The 18,463-nt window shown below is 61.9% G+C and carries 17 protein-coding genes and 1 pseudogene; 7 read left to right on the top strand and 11 right to left on the bottom strand.

Annotation, left to right across the window (positions count from 1 at the left end; translation table 11 throughout):
* Nucleotides 1-304: 304 nt before the first annotated feature.
* Nucleotides 305-1,267, top strand: coding sequence for an RAP domain-containing protein (locus AS189_RS03445; protein ID WP_062286349.1), 963 nt, complete (start codon nucleotides 305-307; stop codon nucleotides 1,265-1,267).
* 133 nt (nucleotides 1,268-1,400) lie between these two features.
* On the opposite strand, the gene AS189_RS03440 is transcribed toward AS189_RS03445, so the two are convergent.
* Complete coding sequence (locus AS189_RS03440) at nucleotides 1,401-2,195, bottom strand: IclR family transcriptional regulator (RefSeq protein ID WP_062292859.1); 795 nt, start codon at nucleotides 2,193-2,195, stop codon at nucleotides 1,401-1,403.
* Between the two features lie 191 nt (nucleotides 2,196-2,386).
* On the opposite strand from AS189_RS03440, the gene AS189_RS03435 reads away from it, so the two are divergent.
* A complete protein-coding gene (locus tag AS189_RS03435; protein WP_062286348.1) occupies nucleotides 2,387-3,835 on the top strand; it encodes an amino acid permease in 1,449 nt (482 codons plus the stop codon).
* A 112-nt stretch (nucleotides 3,836-3,947) separates the two neighbouring features.
* Here the strand turns inward: AS189_RS03435 and AS189_RS03430 are convergent, their stop codons facing one another.
* The 3 genes from AS189_RS03430 to AS189_RS03425 all read right to left on the bottom strand — a co-directional run bounded on the left by AS189_RS03430 (nucleotide 3,948) and on the right by AS189_RS03425 (nucleotide 5,698).
* Nucleotides 3,948-4,814, bottom strand: a complete 867-nt coding sequence (locus AS189_RS03430) for a spermidine synthase (RefSeq protein ID WP_062286347.1) — start codon at nucleotides 4,812-4,814, stop codon at nucleotides 3,948-3,950.
* A 92-nt stretch (nucleotides 4,815-4,906) separates the two neighbouring features.
* Nucleotides 4,907-5,272, bottom strand: coding sequence for a hypothetical protein (locus AS189_RS19790; protein ID WP_129587138.1), 366 nt, complete (start codon nucleotides 5,270-5,272; stop codon nucleotides 4,907-4,909).
* 93 nt (nucleotides 5,273-5,365) lie between these two features.
* Nucleotides 5,366-5,698, bottom strand: a complete 333-nt coding sequence (locus AS189_RS03425; protein ID WP_062286346.1) for a thiamine-binding protein — start codon at nucleotides 5,696-5,698, stop codon at nucleotides 5,366-5,368.
* A 109-nt stretch (nucleotides 5,699-5,807) separates the two neighbouring features.
* Here AS189_RS03425 and AS189_RS20960 point away from each other — a divergent pair, with 109 nt between their 5' ends.
* Nucleotides 5,808-6,572, top strand: a complete 765-nt coding sequence (locus tag AS189_RS20960) for a DUF5684 domain-containing protein (protein WP_129587137.1) — start codon at nucleotides 5,808-5,810, stop codon at nucleotides 6,570-6,572.
* On the opposite strand, the gene AS189_RS03415 is transcribed toward AS189_RS20960, so the two are convergent.
* The 4 genes from AS189_RS03415 to AS189_RS03400 form a co-directional block, all read right to left on the bottom strand.
* Entirely contained in the window at nucleotides 6,555-6,866 is a 312-nt protein-coding gene (locus AS189_RS03415) for an AzlD domain-containing protein (RefSeq protein WP_062286344.1), read from the bottom strand. The genes AS189_RS20960 and AS189_RS03415 overlap by 18 nt on opposite strands.
* Nucleotides 6,863-7,642, bottom strand: coding sequence for an AzlC family ABC transporter permease (locus AS189_RS03410; protein ID WP_062286343.1), 780 nt, complete (start codon nucleotides 7,640-7,642; stop codon nucleotides 6,863-6,865). The genes AS189_RS03415 and AS189_RS03410 overlap by 4 nt, the downstream gene beginning before the upstream one ends.
* A gap of 98 nt (nucleotides 7,643-7,740) precedes the next feature.
* A complete protein-coding gene (locus AS189_RS03405; protein WP_062286342.1) occupies nucleotides 7,741-9,585 on the bottom strand; it encodes a glycoside hydrolase family 15 protein in 1,845 nt (614 codons plus the stop codon).
* A gap of 12 nt (nucleotides 9,586-9,597) precedes the next feature.
* Nucleotides 9,598-10,464 (bottom strand): glycerophosphodiester phosphodiesterase, encoded by an 867-nt coding sequence (locus tag AS189_RS03400; RefSeq protein ID WP_062286341.1) that lies wholly within the window; start codon nucleotides 10,462-10,464, stop codon nucleotides 9,598-9,600.
* A gap of 22 nt (nucleotides 10,465-10,486) precedes the next feature.
* On the opposite strand from AS189_RS03400, the gene AS189_RS03395 reads away from it, so the two are divergent.
* On the top strand, nucleotides 10,487-11,770 hold the full coding sequence (locus AS189_RS03395; RefSeq protein WP_062292857.1) for a DUF445 domain-containing protein: 1,284 nt from the start codon (nucleotides 10,487-10,489) through the stop codon (nucleotides 11,768-11,770).
* A 173-nt stretch (nucleotides 11,771-11,943) separates the two neighbouring features.
* Here the strand turns inward: AS189_RS03395 and AS189_RS03390 are convergent, their stop codons facing one another.
* The 3 genes from AS189_RS03390 to AS189_RS03380 all read right to left on the bottom strand — a co-directional run bounded on the left by AS189_RS03390 (nucleotide 11,944) and on the right by AS189_RS03380 (nucleotide 14,385).
* On the bottom strand, nucleotides 11,944-12,873 hold the full coding sequence (locus AS189_RS03390) for a hypothetical protein (protein ID WP_193393507.1): 930 nt from the start codon (nucleotides 12,871-12,873) through the stop codon (nucleotides 11,944-11,946).
* A 164-nt stretch (nucleotides 12,874-13,037) separates the two neighbouring features.
* Nucleotides 13,038-13,502, bottom strand: a complete 465-nt coding sequence (locus AS189_RS03385; protein ID WP_062286340.1) for a DUF2871 domain-containing protein — start codon at nucleotides 13,500-13,502, stop codon at nucleotides 13,038-13,040.
* Between the two features lie 241 nt (nucleotides 13,503-13,743).
* Complete coding sequence (locus tag AS189_RS03380; RefSeq protein ID WP_062286339.1) at nucleotides 13,744-14,385, bottom strand: alpha/beta hydrolase; 642 nt, start codon at nucleotides 14,383-14,385, stop codon at nucleotides 13,744-13,746.
* Nucleotides 14,386-14,659: 274 nt separating this feature from the next.
* Here AS189_RS03380 and AS189_RS03375 point away from each other — a divergent pair, with 274 nt between their 5' ends.
* The 3 genes and pseudogenes from AS189_RS03375 to AS189_RS03365 all read left to right on the top strand — a co-directional run bounded on the left by AS189_RS03375 (nucleotide 14,660) and on the right by AS189_RS03365 (nucleotide 18,459).
* A complete protein-coding gene (locus AS189_RS03375) occupies nucleotides 14,660-15,448 on the top strand; it encodes a DeoR/GlpR family DNA-binding transcription regulator (protein ID WP_062286338.1) in 789 nt (262 codons plus the stop codon).
* The gene (locus AS189_RS03370) at nucleotides 15,445-16,407 is read left to right on the top strand and encodes a 1-phosphofructokinase family hexose kinase (protein ID WP_062286337.1); all 963 of its coding nucleotides are present in this window, start codon (nucleotides 15,445-15,447) and stop codon (nucleotides 16,405-16,407) included. The genes AS189_RS03375 and AS189_RS03370 overlap by 4 nt, the downstream gene beginning before the upstream one ends.
* Nucleotide 16,408: 1 nt before the next feature.
* Nucleotides 16,409-18,459: pseudogene (locus AS189_RS03365) on the top strand (PTS fructose transporter subunit IIABC).
* Nucleotides 18,460-18,463: the final 4 nt, after the last annotated feature.

Below are 18,463 nucleotides of genomic sequence, written 5' to 3'. Positions count from 1 at the left end.
CCCTCGCGGCGGCCGTAGATCGTCGCTGAAAGCTCCCCGGCCATCTTGGCGACGGCACGTGCGTGCATTCTCCACGCAGCCCGGGGTAGTTATTGCCATTCGCCACCGCCTCGGACATTCCCGGCACGTCCGGGGGTAGTTATTACCAATCGCACATGGCCCAACGGGCGCATTTGGTAACAACTACCCCCGTTGCTCCTACGCAGAAGACCCCTTCGATTACTCCACAGGCCGCGCAAGTACGGGCATATCCACATTTGGCAGCATTGGCCTGTCGCCCCACGAAGCTGAGCCGGAACCTAGAATGATGACTACCTTCCAGCTCCCGCCGTTCATCACTCCTTCAAGCAAGTTCGCGGATGAATACTCGGCCCGCAGACTTGCCAGGCAGGCCGCCTCGGGACAATTGTTTCGAATTCACCGCGGTCTCTACCTGCCAACTGAGGTGTGGGATTCGCTCTTACCGTGGGAAAAATACAGGATGCGCATTCAGGCCGTGCATGAATCGGCTCGGAATGCGCCCGTTTTCGCTAGGGAGTCCGCAGCTCAGATCATGGGCTTGCCAGTCATCGGAGTGCCAAGCGAAGTTCAAACGGTTGTTTCTCCTGGACGAAGTGGCGGTCAAAGTAACCGCGGCGTGCGCCGTGTGAACGCCGTAGCTGGCGATCCGCCGCCGTGGGAAATGTTCGGCGTATTTCTCACACCGCCACCGCAAACAGCGAGGGATCTTGCCGTTCGTCTCCCACTGACAGGTTCGTTGCCAACAATGGACAAACTGCTCCAGCGAATTCCATTGTCAGGATCGCCTGGCAACCCGCAACAATTCTTCAGCGAGGACGACGTCCGGGCCGCCACCGCATTGTTGCCCAATGCAACTCAACGTGGTCGCGTTGAGCGGGTCCTCACCGTGGCAGATCCATTGTCTGAGTCGGCCGGCGAATCGTTAAGCCGAGCCATCATGATTGAACACGGCTTTAAGTTACCTGCGCTTCAAACATTCATTTCTGACAGTCGCGGCTTTATTGGGCGGCCAGATTTTGACTGGGAAGAGCAGAAAACATTCGGCGAATTCGATGGCTACGAAAAATACTCCTCCCAGAAATACTTGAGAGGTAGAACCCCTGCCCAAGTGGTGGTCGCGGAGAAGTTGCGGGAAGACCGGCTCCGGGCAAAGGGCTACAACGTCATCCGCTGGATTTGGGAGGACCTGAGGGACCCGCGCCGACTGATTCAGCTGCTACATGAGGCCGGAATACCGCTGAGATGAACCAATCGGGGGCGGGGGTAGTCGATACCATTCGCCAACGCCGCGGACGTTCCCAGCGCGTCCGGGGGTAGTTATTACAATCCGTGCACGGCCCACCGGGCTCATTTGGTAATAACTACCCCCACGCAGCCAATCAGCCCTCGCGGCGGCCGTAAATCCTCGTAGAAAGTTCCCCGGCCACCTGAGCGACGCGTTCGGCCAGTTTGATCCGCTGCTCAGCTGGCACTTTTTCTTCCAGGAATGTCACGGCGACGGCGGCCACGGGCCAGCCCAGATGATCGGTTACGGCAGCAGCAACGGACCCGAAGCCGTCGCTCACTTCCCCACTTTCGGTGGAGTAGCCGCGGATCCGCACCTGATCCAAATGGCCGGACAAGGTTGAGTATTTGATGATGGGGTTGGGCACCTCGGTCAGTGAGCTGAATGCCGCCGCATTGGGATAGAGCGCCCGGACCTGTGATTTCGGTAGCGCCGCCAAAATGGCCCGACCGCTGGCCGTGAGATGGCTGGGCAACCGCACCCCAACATCGGTCACCAGAGACGGCCGGTTCTTGGCCCGCTCCTCCACAATGTACAAAACATCGCGCCCATGCAGGACCGCCAGGTGGGCGCTTTCACCCACTCTGTCCACAAGGGATGCAAGCAGTGGCCGGCCCAACCGGGAGAGAGGTTCCTGCCGGGAATATGCACTGCTGAGCTCAAAGGCGGCAACCCCCAGGCCGTAGCGCTGCTCTTCATGCAGGTGCATGACGAATCCGCTTTGCTCCATAACGCCGAGCAGGTGATAGACGCTGGATCGAGGCAAATCCAAGGTTGTAGCAATAGTTGAAGCCGCCAGTGGTCCACGCTTGGCGGAAAGCAGTTTCAAAATGCGCAGGGTGTTCTCTGCGGCAGGCACCTTGGAGGGCTTGTGGTCGGTGATTGTCATGATCCCCTCATCATTGGTGCAGATCGCCATAGCTCTTTGCACAATATAGAATATTGGCGTCTGAAATCCCAGATTTTCAGGAAAAACAAGACACTTTTAGCCCCAAAATCGGCAATACGGTGACACAGGCCACCCGATTTACATCAACAGTGCCGCAGCCCACTTGCTGAGCTGCGTGAGAAAGCCCACTCATGAACTCCCATGGATCCGTCCTGACCCGCGGCCTGACTGCCCGCCACATTCGCTTCATGGCGTTGGGCTCTGCCATCGGCACCGGCTTGTTCTACGGGTCCTCGAGTGCCATCCAAAAGGCAGGCCCCGCCGTCCTGCTGGCGTACATCATTGCCGGCGCAGCCGTTTTCATGGTGATGCGCGCTCTGGGTGAACTCGCAGTCCGCCACCCGGTATCTGGCTCCTTTGGCCAATATGCCAGCCGATACCTGGGCCCGCTGGCTGGATTCATTACCGGCTGGACCTACGTTTTCGAAATGGCCATCGTTGCCATCGCCGACGTTACGGCCTTCAGCATCTATATGGGTTTCTGGTTCCATGATGTGCCGCGTTGGATCTGGATTCTGGCCATCATCTTCTTCTTGGCCGCCATCAACCTTCTGAGCGTTAAAGTCTTTGGTGAGCTGGAATTCTGGTTCTCACTCATCAAGGTTTCCGCCATCATCGCCATGATCGCCGGGGGTGTGGCGATCATCGTTTTTGGCTTCCACTTGGAAGGCGCACAGGCCACCGCAGGCCTCGGCAACCTCGTCAACAATGGCGGCTTCATGCCCAACGGATGGGCGGGGCTCCTGGCCGCGTTCGCTGTGGTCATGTTTGCCTTCGGTGGCATTGAAACCATTGGCGTGACGGCCGGCGAAGCCAAGGATCCCAGCAAGTCCATCCCGGCAGCCGTCAACACTGTTCCGGTACGGATCCTGCTGTTCTATGTGCTGACCTTGGGCGTGCTGATGTCCCTGATCCCGTGGAACGAGATCACCGGCGAAACCAGTCCCTTCGTGCAGATATTCGACTCTCTGGGCATCCCGCTGGCCGCACACATCCTCAACGCGGTGGTCATTACCGCGGCGCTCTCGGCGATCAACTCCGATATTTTCGGTGCCGGCCGCGTTCTCTTCGGCCTCTCTGCCCAGGGTCATGCACCCGCCGTCTTTGGCCGCATCTCCAAGCGCGGCGTGCCGTGGATGACTGTGCTGCTCATGACCGCCGTGCTGCTGGCGGGCGTGGTTCTGAACGCGACCATCCCCGAGGACGTCTTCTTGCTCATCGCCTCGATCGCCACCTTCGCCACGGTGTGGGTCTGGATCATGATCCTGGCCTCACACGTGGCCATGAAGCGTGAGATCGCACGCAACGCACTGGCCCCCTCGGCATTCCCGGTCCCACTCTGGCCGCTCGCCTCAATCCTGACAGCCCTCTTCATGGCGGGCGTGATCGTGCTCCTGGGCGTTTACGCCGATACCCGCGTGGCACTCTATGTTGGTGCCCTCTGGCTGGTCCTGCTGACGCTCGCCTTCAAGCTCTGGGTTCGCGGAAAAGGCCGGCAACGGGCCGTCCTTGTGGATGAAAGCCCTTCACCGACAAGTACCTCAAAACCAAGCACGACGGCGGCACCCGCCTCGCGCTGATCGGCCCCACCACCGGTGAGTGTCCAGATAACGTACGCTTTCACGCCGTTTCAGCGGTCAGACCGTACATTATCTGGACACTCGGCGAGCATTCCGCCGGAGTCCGGCTCAGCTAAAGGTCATCGCGCAGCACCACGGAGCTGCGTCCGAACTGGCGGACCTTGGCGTCATCCCAGAGATGGGCGGGCATGGCGCCGCCGAGCAGAGTGCGGGGCAGGCCGGCACCATCACCCAACGGGGCATCGCTGCCGGCGATGATGATGTTGCCTGACCGGCGCCCCTTCAACATAGGCGGATCGGCAATGATGACGGTGTGTTCGAAGGCGGCTGCAATGGTGGCCGCTTCCCGCCGCGCAGTAGTCAAGGACGGCGCGTCACCGCAGTTCACAACATATACGCCATCGGGAATAAGTACCTTGCGGGCTGCCTCTGTGAACTCTGCAGTGGTGAGCGCATGGGGAGTTTTGGAGCCAGCAAAGACATCGCGGATGATGAGCTCGCGGCTGGCTTCGGCCAGTGATTCGGTCACTTCACGGGCCTCCCCTACGCGGATTTTCAGCAACGGCGCCCGGGGCAGATCGAACCAGTCGCGGACGTAGTTGGCCAACGCCCCGTCAATTTCCACCACGACGTTGCGGGAGTTGGGGTAGGCGGCAACAAGATAGCGTGGCATGGAACAAGCAGCACCGCCAAGACTCAGCGTGCGCAGCTTCTCACTGGTTGCCCACCGGTCTTGCACCAGCGCCATGATCCAGCGCATGTACTCAAAGTCCAGACGCAAGGGGTCTGCCAGGTCAACGTGGGAGCTTTGGACGCCGTTGAGCATGAGCAGCCAGCCGTGGGGATTGTCACCGTCGGGGATCAGCTCCGCCGTGCCGGTGTCCGTTTGAAACTTACCGGCCACGGGGCCTTTCGGCGCCCCCTTGACTGGCAGCTCGGGTTCTTCAGCACCATTTTTGGGTACTCGCTTGCGGCCCATCAGGGCTTCTCGGCGGGCGGGCGGTCCATGATGCGCGGCAAGATAGTCACCCTGCCAGCGTAGTCGCAGTCATGCGCACCCAAACTCACGGCTCAGCTCACTCGCCCACAGCCTCCCGGACCATGCGGACTATAGAGAGCGGACGCTAGGCCTCGTCCATGGACCCGCTCAAGGGTGTAGATCATCCGCAATTCCAGGGGCCTGGGTGCCCGAGGATCCTCGCTATGCCCAACAGCTGCCACCCCAACTAGCCCCTGTCCATCGCATGCCACTGTGGGTATATGGCCGGCGACGATGGACTTTTCGAGGTTTTCAATCCGGCCCGGTAGCGTTTGCCGCCACAGGTCAAAAAATTCCGGTGGCAGATGACGGCCATACGCTTCTTCGTGGCAGCGCAGGTGCAGGCGCATGACGGCTTCTGCATCCGCCACGGTGGCCTCGCGCAGAAAAATGGTCATGCGGCAGCCGACTCCACAAGGGTGCGGGCGGATTCCGCCCGTCGTGCCGAGTATCGTCCCCCGCTGTCTCGCTCTTTTAGTGCACGACGCCGGTCACTCGCCCAAGGCACCCAACGCACCTTCCAGTCGGTCTACCTTGCCGGTGAGTTCACCGGTATGGCCGGGTCGAATGTCGGCCTTAAGTACCAAGGAAACTCGGGTTCCGTAGCGTCCTACCGCCTCAGTGGCCCGCTTGACTACGTCCATGACCTCATCCCACTCACCCTCAATCTCGGTGAACATGGAACTGGTGCGGTTGGGCAGGCCGGACTCGCGGACCACCTTGACCGCTGCCGCTACGGCCGTGTGGACGGAAGCGTCGTCGCCAGTTCCCGCCGGAACGTCGGTGGGAGCGCCGCTGGGTGCTACTGAAAATGCCACAATCATGAGAGACTCCTGTTTTTGAAGGTTTCCGGGGTTGTCCCCGTTGGTTAGCTTCCATTATGGGTAGTTCACCCCATTGGCGCATTCTGCGGTTGCAGATAAAATGGCAGGCATGCTCTCCTCCCTTCTTTCCCTTCCGCTGGCCCCTGCCACGGACCCATACAGCTCCGACTATGACTACAGCAACGAGAGCACCATGAGCTCCGCCGATGCAGCGGGCCTGATCATGCTCATCATGGGCATCTACCTGCTCATTTTTGCCGTGGCCTGGCTGATCAATGGATTCGCCTGGGCCGGAGCATTCAGCAAGGCCGGGCATCCGAAGTGGAAGGCCTTTGTACCGTTCTACAATTCCTGGATCATGGTGAAGATGGTGGGCCGCCCGGAGTCGCACTTCTGGTTCCTTTTCATCCCCTACTTCAACATCTACATGATGATTGTCATCATGAACGACATGTCCAAGTCATTCGGCAAGGAAACCGGCTTCACTGTTGGATTGATCTTTCTGCCAGTAGTTTTTGCCGCCATCCTCTCCTACGGCGACGCGCAGTACCGCGGCCCCTCCTACCTGACCGCGGAGCAGAAACAGTACGCTCAGTACTACGCACAGCAGCAGTACGGCCAGACTCAAACTCAGCAGTACGGTCAACCACAGACTCAGCAGTATGGCCAGCAGGACCCCAACGCTGCGTACTCACAGCAGTATGGCCAGGCTCCGGCTCCACAGTACGGCCAGCCGCAGGATCCCAACCAGCAATACGGCCAGGCCCCGTCACAGCAGTACGGCCAGACGCAGGCTCAGCCGCAGGATCCCAACCAGCCTTATGGCCAGCAGGATCCCAACCAGAACCCCTACGGTTCAGGGCCAACCAAGTAGTCGAAGCCCCGCGGCGGCAGCGGCACCGGCCAGGACCACCACCAAAAATGGGGCCTTGAGCCAGAGCGCCACTGCCGCCGCAAGCAACGCACCTACCCGGGCGTCGAGAACCACAGATGTGCCGCTGGCGGCCGCATTCACTACGGTGAGTGACGCGAGCAGTCCAATGGTCAACGTCCCGGCCATGTGTGACATTCTGGGGTTGTCCAGCACTTTTGCCGGGACCAGGTAGCCCAGCAGTTTGGTGGCGTAGGCCAGTGCCGCCGCAACCAGCAGCCAAAACCACAGGCTCATAGTTCCTTCCCTTTGTGCCCACGCGGGCCAGATTCGCGCACGGGCAAGGTGCCGGCGTCGTGCTTATAGGGATCAAGCTCAGGTTCCAGTCCGTCACCGTCGTGGCCCGCATCGGGCGTGGGGCGGAACCAGCCAATGAGTCCGGCCACTACGGCCGCCACCAGAATGGGCACTCCGGCAGGCACCAGGGGAACCGCCAACAGGGTCACCAGCGCACACACAATCGCTATGGCAGCCGGCTGGAACGACCTGATGCGGGGCCACAGTAGGCCAAGGAACGCAGCCACTGCGGCGCCGTCGAGTCCCCATTGCTTGGGATCTCCCAGCGCGGCACCAACCACGGCTCCCACGCAGGTCATGATGTTCCATAGAATAAAAATGCCCAGCCCGGCCACCCAGAATCCGCGCTTTTGTTCGCCCGGATCGCTCTGCCCCGTGGCCGTCGCCGTGGATTCATCAATGGTGACGTGCGCGGCGGCAAACCGACGCCAGCCGGTGGGCCGCAGGAGCGCATTGATCTGCATGCCGTAAACGCCGTTGCGGATCCCCAACAGTGCCGCGGCGCTCATGGCAGCCACCGCCGATCCGCCGCCGGCCACCACGCCGATGAAAGCAAACTGGGAGCCGCCGCTAAAAAGCAGCAGGCTCAGCGCCATAGTCTGCCCGAGTGTCAGCCCGGAGGCCACCGAAAGTGCCCCGAAGGAGATCCCGTACAGTCCCGTGGCAATCGAGATTGAGAGCCCAATTTTGGCTGCCGGTGACTCGCTAAGCTTCATGGCCTTATAGTTTCACGCCACACGCCGTGGGCTCACGTCGGTCCGCATGGCAAGAAACACCCCAAGACCGCACCAAGATTCCGTGCCGGAACGCCGCCTCAGGAAGGCACGATGATGGGCATCGTGTGAGTGTCAATCGGTTCATCGGACAGGCTCAGCTGCTCGGTGCCGTGGAGGGCATCGGCCGCACGGACCAGGGCCAAGTGTGAGAAGGCCTGAGGGAAGTTGCCAGCCATGCGGCCCTGCTCCATGTCGTATTCCTCGCTGAGCAGGCCAACGTCATTGGCCAAACCCACCAGGGAGTCCATCAGCTTCACGGCATCCTTGCGGCGGCCAGTGTGCGCATACTGTTCAACGAGCCAGAAGGAGCACGCCAGAAACGGGTGTTCGCCGGGGGCCAGCCCGTCCAACCCGGTTGCTGTTTGGTAGCGCAGGATCAAGCCGTGGCCATCGAGTAGTTCCGCCTCCAAGGCGTCCACGGTACCCAACATTTCCGGGGATCCGTAGCCCACAAATCCCACCTGCGGCAACACCAGCAGCGATGCGTCGGTGGCAGTGCCGCCATAGGTTTGAGTGAACGTGTTCAGCTCTTTGTTGAAGCCCAACTCCATAATTTCGACATGCAGCTCATTCCGCAGCTCCTCCCACCGTTCAACCGGTCCGGACAGGCCGTGATCGCGCACAGCACGGACGCCACAATCGAAGGCTGCCCACATCATGACGCGCGAATGCGTGAAATGCAGCAGGTCCCCGCGCATTTCCCAGATGCCGTGGTCCTTGGCGCTCAGGTGCTTCTCCACGAAACCCAGCATGGCCTGCTGCAAGGGCCAGGAGAAGTGGTCCTCGTGCCCGCCGGCCAGACGCAGCTTCTCCAAAGCCACCAGCACCTCACCCACAACATCGGCCTGGTACTGCCCCACGGCGCCGTTGCCAATACGCACCGGCAGCGCACCCTCGTAGCCAGGCAGATGGCCCAACTCGCCCTCAGTGAGATCGCGTTCGCCTCCGAGACCGTACATGATCTGCAGATCTTCCGGGTCCCCAGCCACCGCGCGCAGCAACCAGTCGCGCCACTTCAACGCCTCTTCGGCAAAGCCATGGGTGAGCATGGCCTCGAGCGTCAGCGCCGCATCGCGCAGCCAGCAGAACCTGTAATCCCAGTTTCGTGCGCCACCAAAATCTTCGGGCAGCGAGGTGGTGGGCGCCGCAACAATCCCGCCGGTATCCTCATGCGTCAGGGCGCGCAGCACCAAGAGTGAGCGCTCCACAATGGCCGCGTATTTGCCGTCCTGGTTGTAGCGGGCGGCCCACTTGTTCCAGTAATTGCTGGTCTCTTCAAGTGCTTTTTCAATGTTGATGGGCGGTGGGACGGGACGGTGCGACGGGAACCAAATCAGTTCCTGCTCCACGCGCTGTCCGGCCTCGAGAACAAAACTGCCCACGTGTTCACGGTCGAGCGCGTGAGGCAGCTTATCCCCGCGCAGCACCATCGCGTCTGGTCCGGCGATTGCCACGATTGCTTCGTTTTTATCACCCTCATCGACGCGCCGCACCCATGGCAGGACCTTGCCATAGCCGGGGCGGACAGTGATCCGCTCGGTAAATTCCACGCTGCCACTGAGTCCGTCGATGCGGCGGACAATGGACGCACGGCGGTCGCCCACCGGCATGAAATCCGTGATGCGCGCGGTGCCGTCGGGGGTTTCCCACAGCGTCTCCAAGACGAAGGTCCGCCCACGGTAGCTGCGCTGCGTGACGGTTGCTTCAGGGTGCGCAGGCGCCATGAGCCAGCGGCCGTGGTCACTGGTGCCGAGCAGGGCGGTAAAAACCGCCGGTGAGTCAAAGCGCGGAAAGCACAACCAGTCAATACTTCCGTCGCGGCCTATCAGGGCCCCGGTGTGCAGATCGGACAAAAGTGCATAGTCTTCAATTCGCGATGCCATAGTTCCATGCAATCACATAGCGTCAAGATCCGCAGGAGATAGCGCGCCCACCAGCTCACGAATTTCCCGAGGCCTGTTGCTTGTCACTTGCGCAACACCGGCCGCCAGGCACAGTTCCAAGTCCGCTTCGGTGTCCACCGTCCACACGCGCAGCACCCGACCAGCGGCCACCCAGCGCGCACCGGTGCCCGGGTGCGCGCGCAGATACTCGACGCCGGGCCCCGCAAGGTGCGCAACGCCGTCGTCAATTAACGACTCCCCCTCTTTCATGGCCCGGCGCAGCCCGGCCATGGTGCCGACGTCCAGGTCTTCGCGGACATCCGCCACCTGAACGAGTTCTAGCAATTGGCACAGGTGCTCGGCGGGGATCTGCTCGGCCAGGTGCTTCACGGCGTCGGGATGGAAGCTCATGAAGGAAATGTGCAGGTTCCCGGCGGTGGAGTTTTCAGACTCCCAGCCGTGCCGGCGCAGGGCTTCGAGGGTGGCGTCCACCAGCTGCGGTTTGAACGTGGCCCCGAACTTAAACTCGATGGCCAGGCCAAGGGGGCGCCCGGCAGTGGACAGTACTTCCAGCAATTCCGGCAAGGTGAGGAGCTGGTTGGCAATGGTGCCGTACTCGGGCGGAATGACGGCGCCGTGCCAACTGCTGAAATCCAGGGCGCGCAGCTGTTTCAGCGTCAACTCCGCCACGAGCCCGGTCCCATTGGAGGTCCGGGCAACGTCATCGTCGTGCAATAGGACTAGTTCGCCGTCGGCGGTCAAGTGGAGATCGCATTCGACGCCGTCGGCTCCGTCGGCTAGCGCCTGCAAATAGGCGGCTCGAGTGTGCTCTCCAAACGCGGCACTGGAACCGCGGTGGGCATAGATCTGAACTGTCATGGCTCCACGCTACGCTTACTCCATGGCGCAAACACTAAGGCTCGAGCAGTCAGTTCCACCTCAGCATCCGGATGTTTTGAAGGCTGCGGCGCTCAAGCGCATGAAAAACATTGCGTTGGCTCTGCTGATTTTCATGGCAGTGGTGTTCTGTTTTGCCTTCGCTTTGCAGCCCCGCTTTCCTTGGCTGGCGTATGTCCGTGCGGCGGCTGAGGGCGGCATGGTGGGCGCGCTGGCCGACTGGTTCGCTGTCACGGCTCTGTTCAAGTACCCCATGGGCCTGAAGATTCCACACACCGCCATCATCCCGAACCGCAAGGATGAGATTGGCGCGTCCTTAGGGGACTTTGTGGAAACCAATTTCCTCGCGGAGGAGGTGGTGTCGCAAAAGCTGGCCACCACCCATATTGCGCAGAAGGTTGGCACGTGGCTCACCAAGCCGGGCAGCGCGGATCGTGTGACTACCGAGGGTGCCGCCGCCCTGCGTGGCGCTATTTCGGTCTTGAAGGACGACGACATTCAGGACGTCATCGAGTCGTTGGTCCGCAAGCATGTGATGGATCCGCCGTGGGGCCCGCCCGTGGGCAAGCTGGCCGAGCGAATCTTTGCCGATGGCCACCATCACGCGCTGGTAGATCTGCTCGTTGACCGGTCCACAACTTGGATCCAGGCCAACCATGACACCATCTCCGGCTTGGTGACCGACCGCTCACCCAGCTGGGTTCCGGTCTTTGTAGATGGATTGGTAGGCGACAAGATCCACACGGAAATCTACAAGTTTGCCCGGGCCGTGCAGGACAACCCGCACCATGAAGTCCGGCTGCAACTGGACAAGTATTTGAAGGATCTTGCGCAGGAGCTCCAACATGATCCGGCTATGATCGCCAAAGCCGAAGACATTAAGGCTCAGGTTCTGGGTGACCCCGAAGTACGGGAATTGGCCGGCCGCACATGGGAGACCATCAAGACGGCGCTGACGGATGCCGTGGACGATCCCACCTCAGAGCTGCGCCTGAAGTTCACCTCGGCCGTGCATGATTTCGGCTCCCGGCTGGTGTCCGATCTCGAACTTGCGGGCAAGGTCAACAAGTGGATAGCCGACGCCGCCGCCTACCTCGTAGGCACCTACAAGCACGAGATCACCTCGCTGATTACGGACACCGTGGAGCGCTGGGACGCTGTGGAAACCAGCGAGAAGATCGAACTTCAAGTGGGCAAGGACCTGCAATTTATCCGCATCAACGGCACCGTGGTTGGCTCGCTGGCGGGCCTGGCGATCTTCACCGTGGCCACGCTGGTGTTCGGCTAGCGCCGCCTCTGCCTGGGCTGACTGTCGGGGCCTTCCGGGGCCTTATGGTGTCCTCTGGGGCCGCCGCGTATGTCCCTACCTTCCACGCATGTCCCCCCGCCAAGGTTCAGGGCCGCCACGTACGTCCCCGCCTTCCGCGCATGTCCCTACATGCGCGAAAAGAGGGGAACAGCTCATCGCGGGCGCCGGGGCAGCTTCGGCGGCTTGGGTATCTTGCTCTGTTTGACGGGTTTGGGCGGCTTGACGGACTTCGGCGCCTTGGGCGCCTTGGGCGGCTTCGGGAGTTTGGCGGTCGATTCGAGTTCGACCAGCAGTTCCTGCGGAATCATCATGGGCGCCGGACCAAAGGCTCGGTTGGCTGAGCCGATCACGGCCTTGCCCATCATGTAGTTACCCACGCCGCCCACGGCCGCGCCAATACCAAAAGGCAGGGCCTTGCCCACCACAGAGGCGCTGCCCTTAACAGCCATCTTCTTCAGGAACATTTTCTGCATGGGCCCCACGAGCGTCTTGACGGTGCTCAGCGGCAGATTCTTGCTGACGGTTTTACCCCAGGCCTGCATGGGCGTTTTGCCTGTACCCAGGGCATGACCCGTCAAACCCTGCAGCATGGCTTGGCCTTCTTCACCCAGGATAATGGCCATGACCGTGACCTGAGCGCTTTCCGGATTCGCCAGCCGAACGCCGTGAAGTTCGGCAATGGATTGCGCGTAGAGCGCCGTGGCTTCAAGGAAGACCACGGTTGCCGCGGCGGAAATGGACAACGCCGCCACGGTGCCGATGCCCGGGATGATGGCGGTGGCACCGATGGCAGCCCCGCCACCGCTCACACCATTGAGAAAGTCACGTTCCAAGCGCTGGCTGAGTTCGTAGGCAGACGCATTGGGGTAGCGTTTGCGCAGGCGACGCAGATTTGCCAGCACCAGCGGTCGCTGTACCTCAACAGCCTTCAACAGCATGCCGTGAACAGCGGGCGTGGGCTTGCCGTTGGGATCAAAAGCAGCACCTGCTGCCATTTGAACAGCCGGATTAACCGGTCCATGGTGTTTGGCGAAGCCCGGTGTCTGCGGCATTCCCCCACGGTTGAGATCCTTGCTGGCCATGTTTTCCCCTGCCTGTTTTTGCCTCCAGCTCTTGGTCTCCAGCGTAGCCGCCCAATCCTGGTCCTGGCTGCCGTTCACTGACAGGAAAACTAGGGTTGCGCCGGCCGGACTTACTCAGGGCACCCAAACTCAGCCGGCCCAAACTCAGCTGGCCCAGCGTGGTGTCAGCCTGCGAGCGCTACGGGAGTGCCGTCGTCGTGCTTCACAGTGGGGGTCTGCACAGCCGGGGCAAATAGGCGGGTGCGAAGTGCCAGGAATAACAGAACCATCGCTACAGAGAGCAGGATGTGGCCCAAGCCCGCGATCCCGGGGATGGCTGCGGAGACCTCGGTGGTGCCGTTGACCTGCAGCATGCCGTGGACCACCATAATGGCCGCGGTCAGCATCAGGCCGGCGTTGTACGTCCAGAAGAACCAGTTGAACAGGCGCGATTTCGACAGCGTGAACAGCTTTTCCAGGATCAGCACAATGAGCAGGACGATGAAGCCGAGCGTGAGCAGGTGCGTGTGGACCACGGAGAGCTGTGTGACGCCGCTGAAGTCCTTGCCCTTGGTGTACTCGCGGTAAAACAGGCCGGAGAGCACGCCAATGACCATGTAGGCGAACGATGAGTAGAAGAGTTTCTTCATGGGGGGTGTCCTTTGCTGGTGGGCCATGATCGGGCGTTTGTTTCCAGCCTATGGACACGCACGACGCCGGCCATCAACCTTTTGATTGACTCCACACCGACATTCGGCTGCTTGTGGGGCCCGCGGCGGGGCGGTCAAGCGCAGCGTGGTTGCCGGCTGCCCGTGATGTGTGATGGAGACGTTGCCGTCGCGCGCCGCAGTGAATTCGAAACCGCCGGGTTGGTTCGCCCTAGTGCCCAGGCTATCCGTGGGGCACGAACGAACCGGGCACATTCGCTGTCAGGAACGAAGCAACGTCGGCGAGCTCCTCGGCACTTGTGTTGTGGCCCAAGCCTTCGTAACGGGCGTGCTGCAGATCCGTGTTGGCGGCCAGCCATACGGCCGTGAATTCGGTGGCGTCCGGGTTAATGACGAGGTCCTGCGGGTCGCGGGCCCAGAAAAACGGCACTTTGTGCGCCAGTGGTTCCATGGTGGCGAGCAGCTCGTTGTGCAGCACGAATCCGGAAAGCCCCACGCCTGCCGTGAACATTTCAGGACGCAGCCGGATGAGAGTGGTCGCCATGGCCATGCCCTGCGAAAAGCCCACCACGGAGACGGAGCTGAAGTGGTGCTTAGCCATCTCGGTATCCAACCAGGCAAGGACTTTCGTGGCCGCACCCACCACCTCGGCGAAGTCGTTGGCCAGGAAGTAGTCCAGCAAAAACCAGCCCCAGTCGCCGGAGATGTCCACGGGTGCCCGCGGTGCGGCGCAGGTGAATCCAGCTGGCATGCCGGGAAACAACGCACTCATGCGGCTTTCATTTGATCCGTACCCGTGCAGCATCAGCAACAGCGGAGTGCCGGCGCGTTCATTCTCGGGGCGGGACCAGATGACTGTTTCCATGGCGCCACACTATCGGTTGGCCGGGCATCTCCATCGATCCGTGAGAAATGGCTGTTCTGAGTCCCCAATGCAGCCATTTCTCACGGATCGATGCGGCAGGGGCTGGCCGAGCTCGCACAACAGACCCGCGCTTCTGTGTTTATGTGGGAATAGTGTTGACAATCAAAGATAAACACAGATAAAGTCATCTGAAACACCAACCTGTGACTCGCATCACGGGCATCGGTTCCGGCATCAACGCAGCACGCACGGACCACCATCGGAAGGAAACACAATGTTCGCGGAGGAACGGCACAGCAGGATCGCCGAACTCGTCAGCGCCCAAGGCAGGGTTGGCGTCAATGACTTGGCCGAACTCTTTTCCATCACCCAAGAGACGGTACGCCGCGACTTGGCTGCGCTCGAGGAAGCTGGCCAACTCCGCCGGGTCCACGGTGGCGCTGTGAGCGTTGATCGACTGACCCGCTCTGAGCTCAGCCTGAGCGAACGTCAGTCTCAGCATCTAGACGAGAAGCACCGCATCGCCACGGCCGCCTTGGCTCTGATCCCTAACGTTCCGCGGGCTTCAATCCTGCTGGACTCGGGGACCACCACAGCCGCACTGGCCGAACGCCTGACCAGCTGGGCCCCTGTCAATACAGGCGATGAACTACTCGTCATCACCAACTCGCTCCCCATGGCCGCCACCCTGAGCACCAACACGCACCTGCTGTTGGACATCGTCGGCGGTCGCGTACGGGGCCTGACCAGCGCCGTCGTCGGAGCTCGCGCCACGGAACAGCTCGGCGCCCTACGCCCCGACATCGCCTTCATTGGCACCAACGGCCTGCACACAGACTTTGGCCTGAGTACCCCCGATCCCGTCGAAGCCGCCACCAAGACCGCCATGGTCAGGGCCGCTCGGCAGGTCATCGTTCTGGCCGACGCCTCAAAACTCGGCACCGAAACTCTTGTCCGCTTCGCAACCCTCGAGGAGATCGATACCTTGGTCACCACCGCAGAACCATCCGCCGAGCTTGCCGCCGCCTTAGCCGCCGCCGGCGTTGAGGTCGTGATCGCATGATCCTCACCTTGACACCCAACCCCAGCCTGGACCGCACCATTGAGTTGGCAGATCCCCTCCAGCGCGGCGAAGTTCAGCGCGCAACTTCCTCCGTGGCGCATCCCGGCGGCAAGGGCGTGAACATTGTCCGTGCCCTCACCGCTTCTGGCATCGAGACTCTGGCGCTGTTGCCCGGGGACGCAGGCGACGCCGTCGTCCTCGCCTTGGAACTGGAAAAAATCCCGCACCTGGCCATGCCCATCGGCGCACCCCTGCGCAGCAACGTGGCCATCACCGAGCCCGACGGCACCACCACTAAGGTCAACGAGCCCGGCCCCGTCCTCACCTCGGCCCACCTCAGTGACCTCCTTGAGCTCACCGTAAAGATGTCCGACGGCGCGGGCTGGCTCGTACTGGCCGGCTCACTCCCCCCGGGTGCGCCGGATGACTACTACGCCGTGGTGATTGAGGCGGTTCGTGCCGCTTATGGACCGCGAGCTCCACGCATTGCCGTAGACGCTTCCGGCGCCCCGCTGCGCCAGTGCTTGCGTGCGGCCCCTGATTTGCTCAAGCCCAATGGCGAAGAACTGGCCGAACTGACTGGTCTTTCCAACGGCTCCGAGCTTGAGGCGGATCCGGGTGCAGCAGCAGCCGCATCCGCTACCCTGCTCCAAAGCGGTGTGGGGGCAGTTCTGGCAACGCTCGGTTCCAAGGGCGCAGTTCTGACCACCAACCACGGCACCTGGCACGGCCGCGGACCCGCCATCAAGGCGAAAAGCACTGTCGGTGCGGGCGATTCCGCACTGTCCGGTTATCTCCTGGCAAATCTTCGCGGGGACTCCCCCGAAGCATGCCTTCAGCAAGCGGTGGCCCATGGCGCGGCCGCAGCTTCCCTCCCTGGAACCATGGTTCCTTCCCTTGCACAAACGTCTCCCGCAGCCATCACCGTGACGGCGCTGACCCCACCCGAAGAGAACTGACATGACAACCCTCATCAACGACGATTTGGTGCTTCTTGACGCCAATCTCGGCACTGACACCACCTCCGTCATCCGCAACTTGGCGGAGCTCATTGCAAAGACCGGCCGCGCGGCGGAAGTCGAAGGCCTGTTTGCCGACGCCCTCGCCCGCGAGCAAAAGACCGCAACCGGCGTTCCCGGCGGCATTGCCATCCCGCATTGCCGCTCCGAGTCCGTTCTGGAACCCACCCTCGCCATGGCCCGGCTGAACCCGGCTGTGGACTTTGGTGCCAAAGACGGCCCGGCAGACATCGTCTTCTTCATCGCTGCCCCGCAGGCGCCGATAACGAACATCTCAAGCTGCTCTCCAGGCTGGCCCGTTCCCTCATTAAGAAGGACTTCACGGCCGCCCTGCGCGCAGCAGCAACCCCGAGTGACATCGTCGCCCTGGTCGAGGGAGCCCTGGCAGATGCTCCAAAGCCGGCGGCCCAAACCGAACCCGGCTCCACCGGTTCCGGCGTATCCGCCGCCTCACCCGAGCCAGCACGCCGCAAGCGGATTGTTGCCGTGACGGCGTGCCCCACAGGTATTGCGCACACGTACATGGCCGCCGATTCACTCGTCGCCGCAGCCCAGGAAGCCGGTGTTGATCTGCAAGTTGAGACGCAGGGTTCCGGTGCTGTGACTCCGCTGGATCCGGCCGTCATTGCCGCGGCGGATGCCGTGATTTTCGCTGTTGACGTGGATGTGCGTGGCAAGGAGCGTTTTGCCGGCAAGCCGCTGGTGAGCTCTCCGGTCAAGCGCGGCATTGACGAGCCCGCCAAGATGATCCAGGAGGCAGTCGCCGCCGCGGACAACCCGAATGCCCACCGCGTGCCGCATTTTGGAGCTGAAGAGACTGCCGATCAGAAGGCCGCAGCCTCGGGCGAAAGCCTCGGCGCCAAAATCAAGAAGGTCCTGCTGACAGGTGTCAGTTACATGATTCCGTTTGTGGCCGGTGGCGGGCTGCTCATTGCGCTCGGCTTCCTGCTGGGCGGTTTTGAGATTGCCGGCGCCGCGGACAAGATCCTTGGCAGCAGCAGCCTTGGCAACCTGCCAACCGAGTACCCGCTGCATGCCTTGGGTCCGCTCGGGGCCTACCTGGGTGCCGTTGCGTTCAAGATCGGAGCCCTCTCCATGGCGTTCCTGGTCCCCGCACTGGCAGGCTACATTGCCTTCGGGATCGCCGACCGCCCCGGCATCGCACCCGGCTTCACCGCCGGTGCCATCGCCGTCTTCATGGGCGCCGGCTTCCTCGGCGGCCTGGTAGGCGGCATCCTGGCCGGCCTGGCCGCGTACTGGATCGGCAGCTGGAAGGTCCCGCGCTGGCTGCGCGGCCTGATGCCCGTGGTCATCATCCCGCTCCTGGGATCCATCATCGCCTCCGGTGCCATGCTCTTGTTCCTCGGCGCCCCCATCGCCGCACTCACTGTTGGACTGAACAACTGGTTGACGGGAATGTCCGGGGCCTCCGCCGTCGTGCTGGGCATCATCCTTGGCCTCATGATGTGTTTCGACCTGGGCGGTCCGGTCAACAAGGTAGCGTACGCCTTCGCCGTGGCCGGTCTGGGCGCCGGCAGCATCGCCAACCAGGCGCCGTGGGAAATCATGGCAACCGTCATGGCCGCCGGCATGGTTCCCCCGCTCGCCATGGCCCTGGCAACGGTCCTGGACAAGAAGCGTTTCTCCCTCGCAGAGCGTGAGAACGGCAAGGCCGCCTGGCTCCTGGGCGCCTCGTTCATCTCCGAGGGCGCCATCCCGTTTGCCGCTGCCGATCCCCTGCGCGTCATCCCGGCCTCCATGCTGGGCGGTGCCATCACCGGCGCCATGACCATGGCCTTCCACGTCACCTCACAGGCACCCCACGGCGGATTCTTCGTCTTCTTCGCCATCGGCAACCTGGGCATGTTCGCCGTTTCAATCCTGGTGGGCACCGTGGTGGCCGCATTCTCGGTGGTTGCGCTGAAACGCTGGGCTGTCCGCAAGCCCGTTGATACCCTTGCAGCAAAGCAGCTTGCAAGCCAGGCTAGCTAGGCGA

The organism is Arthrobacter alpinus, from assembly GCF_001445575.1.
GTDB classification, from domain to species: domain Bacteria; phylum Actinomycetota; class Actinomycetes; order Actinomycetales; family Micrococcaceae; genus Specibacter; species Specibacter alpinus_C.
The sequence above is the reverse complement of the archived record's forward strand: the minus strand, read 5'-3'. Positions and strand labels throughout refer to the sequence as shown.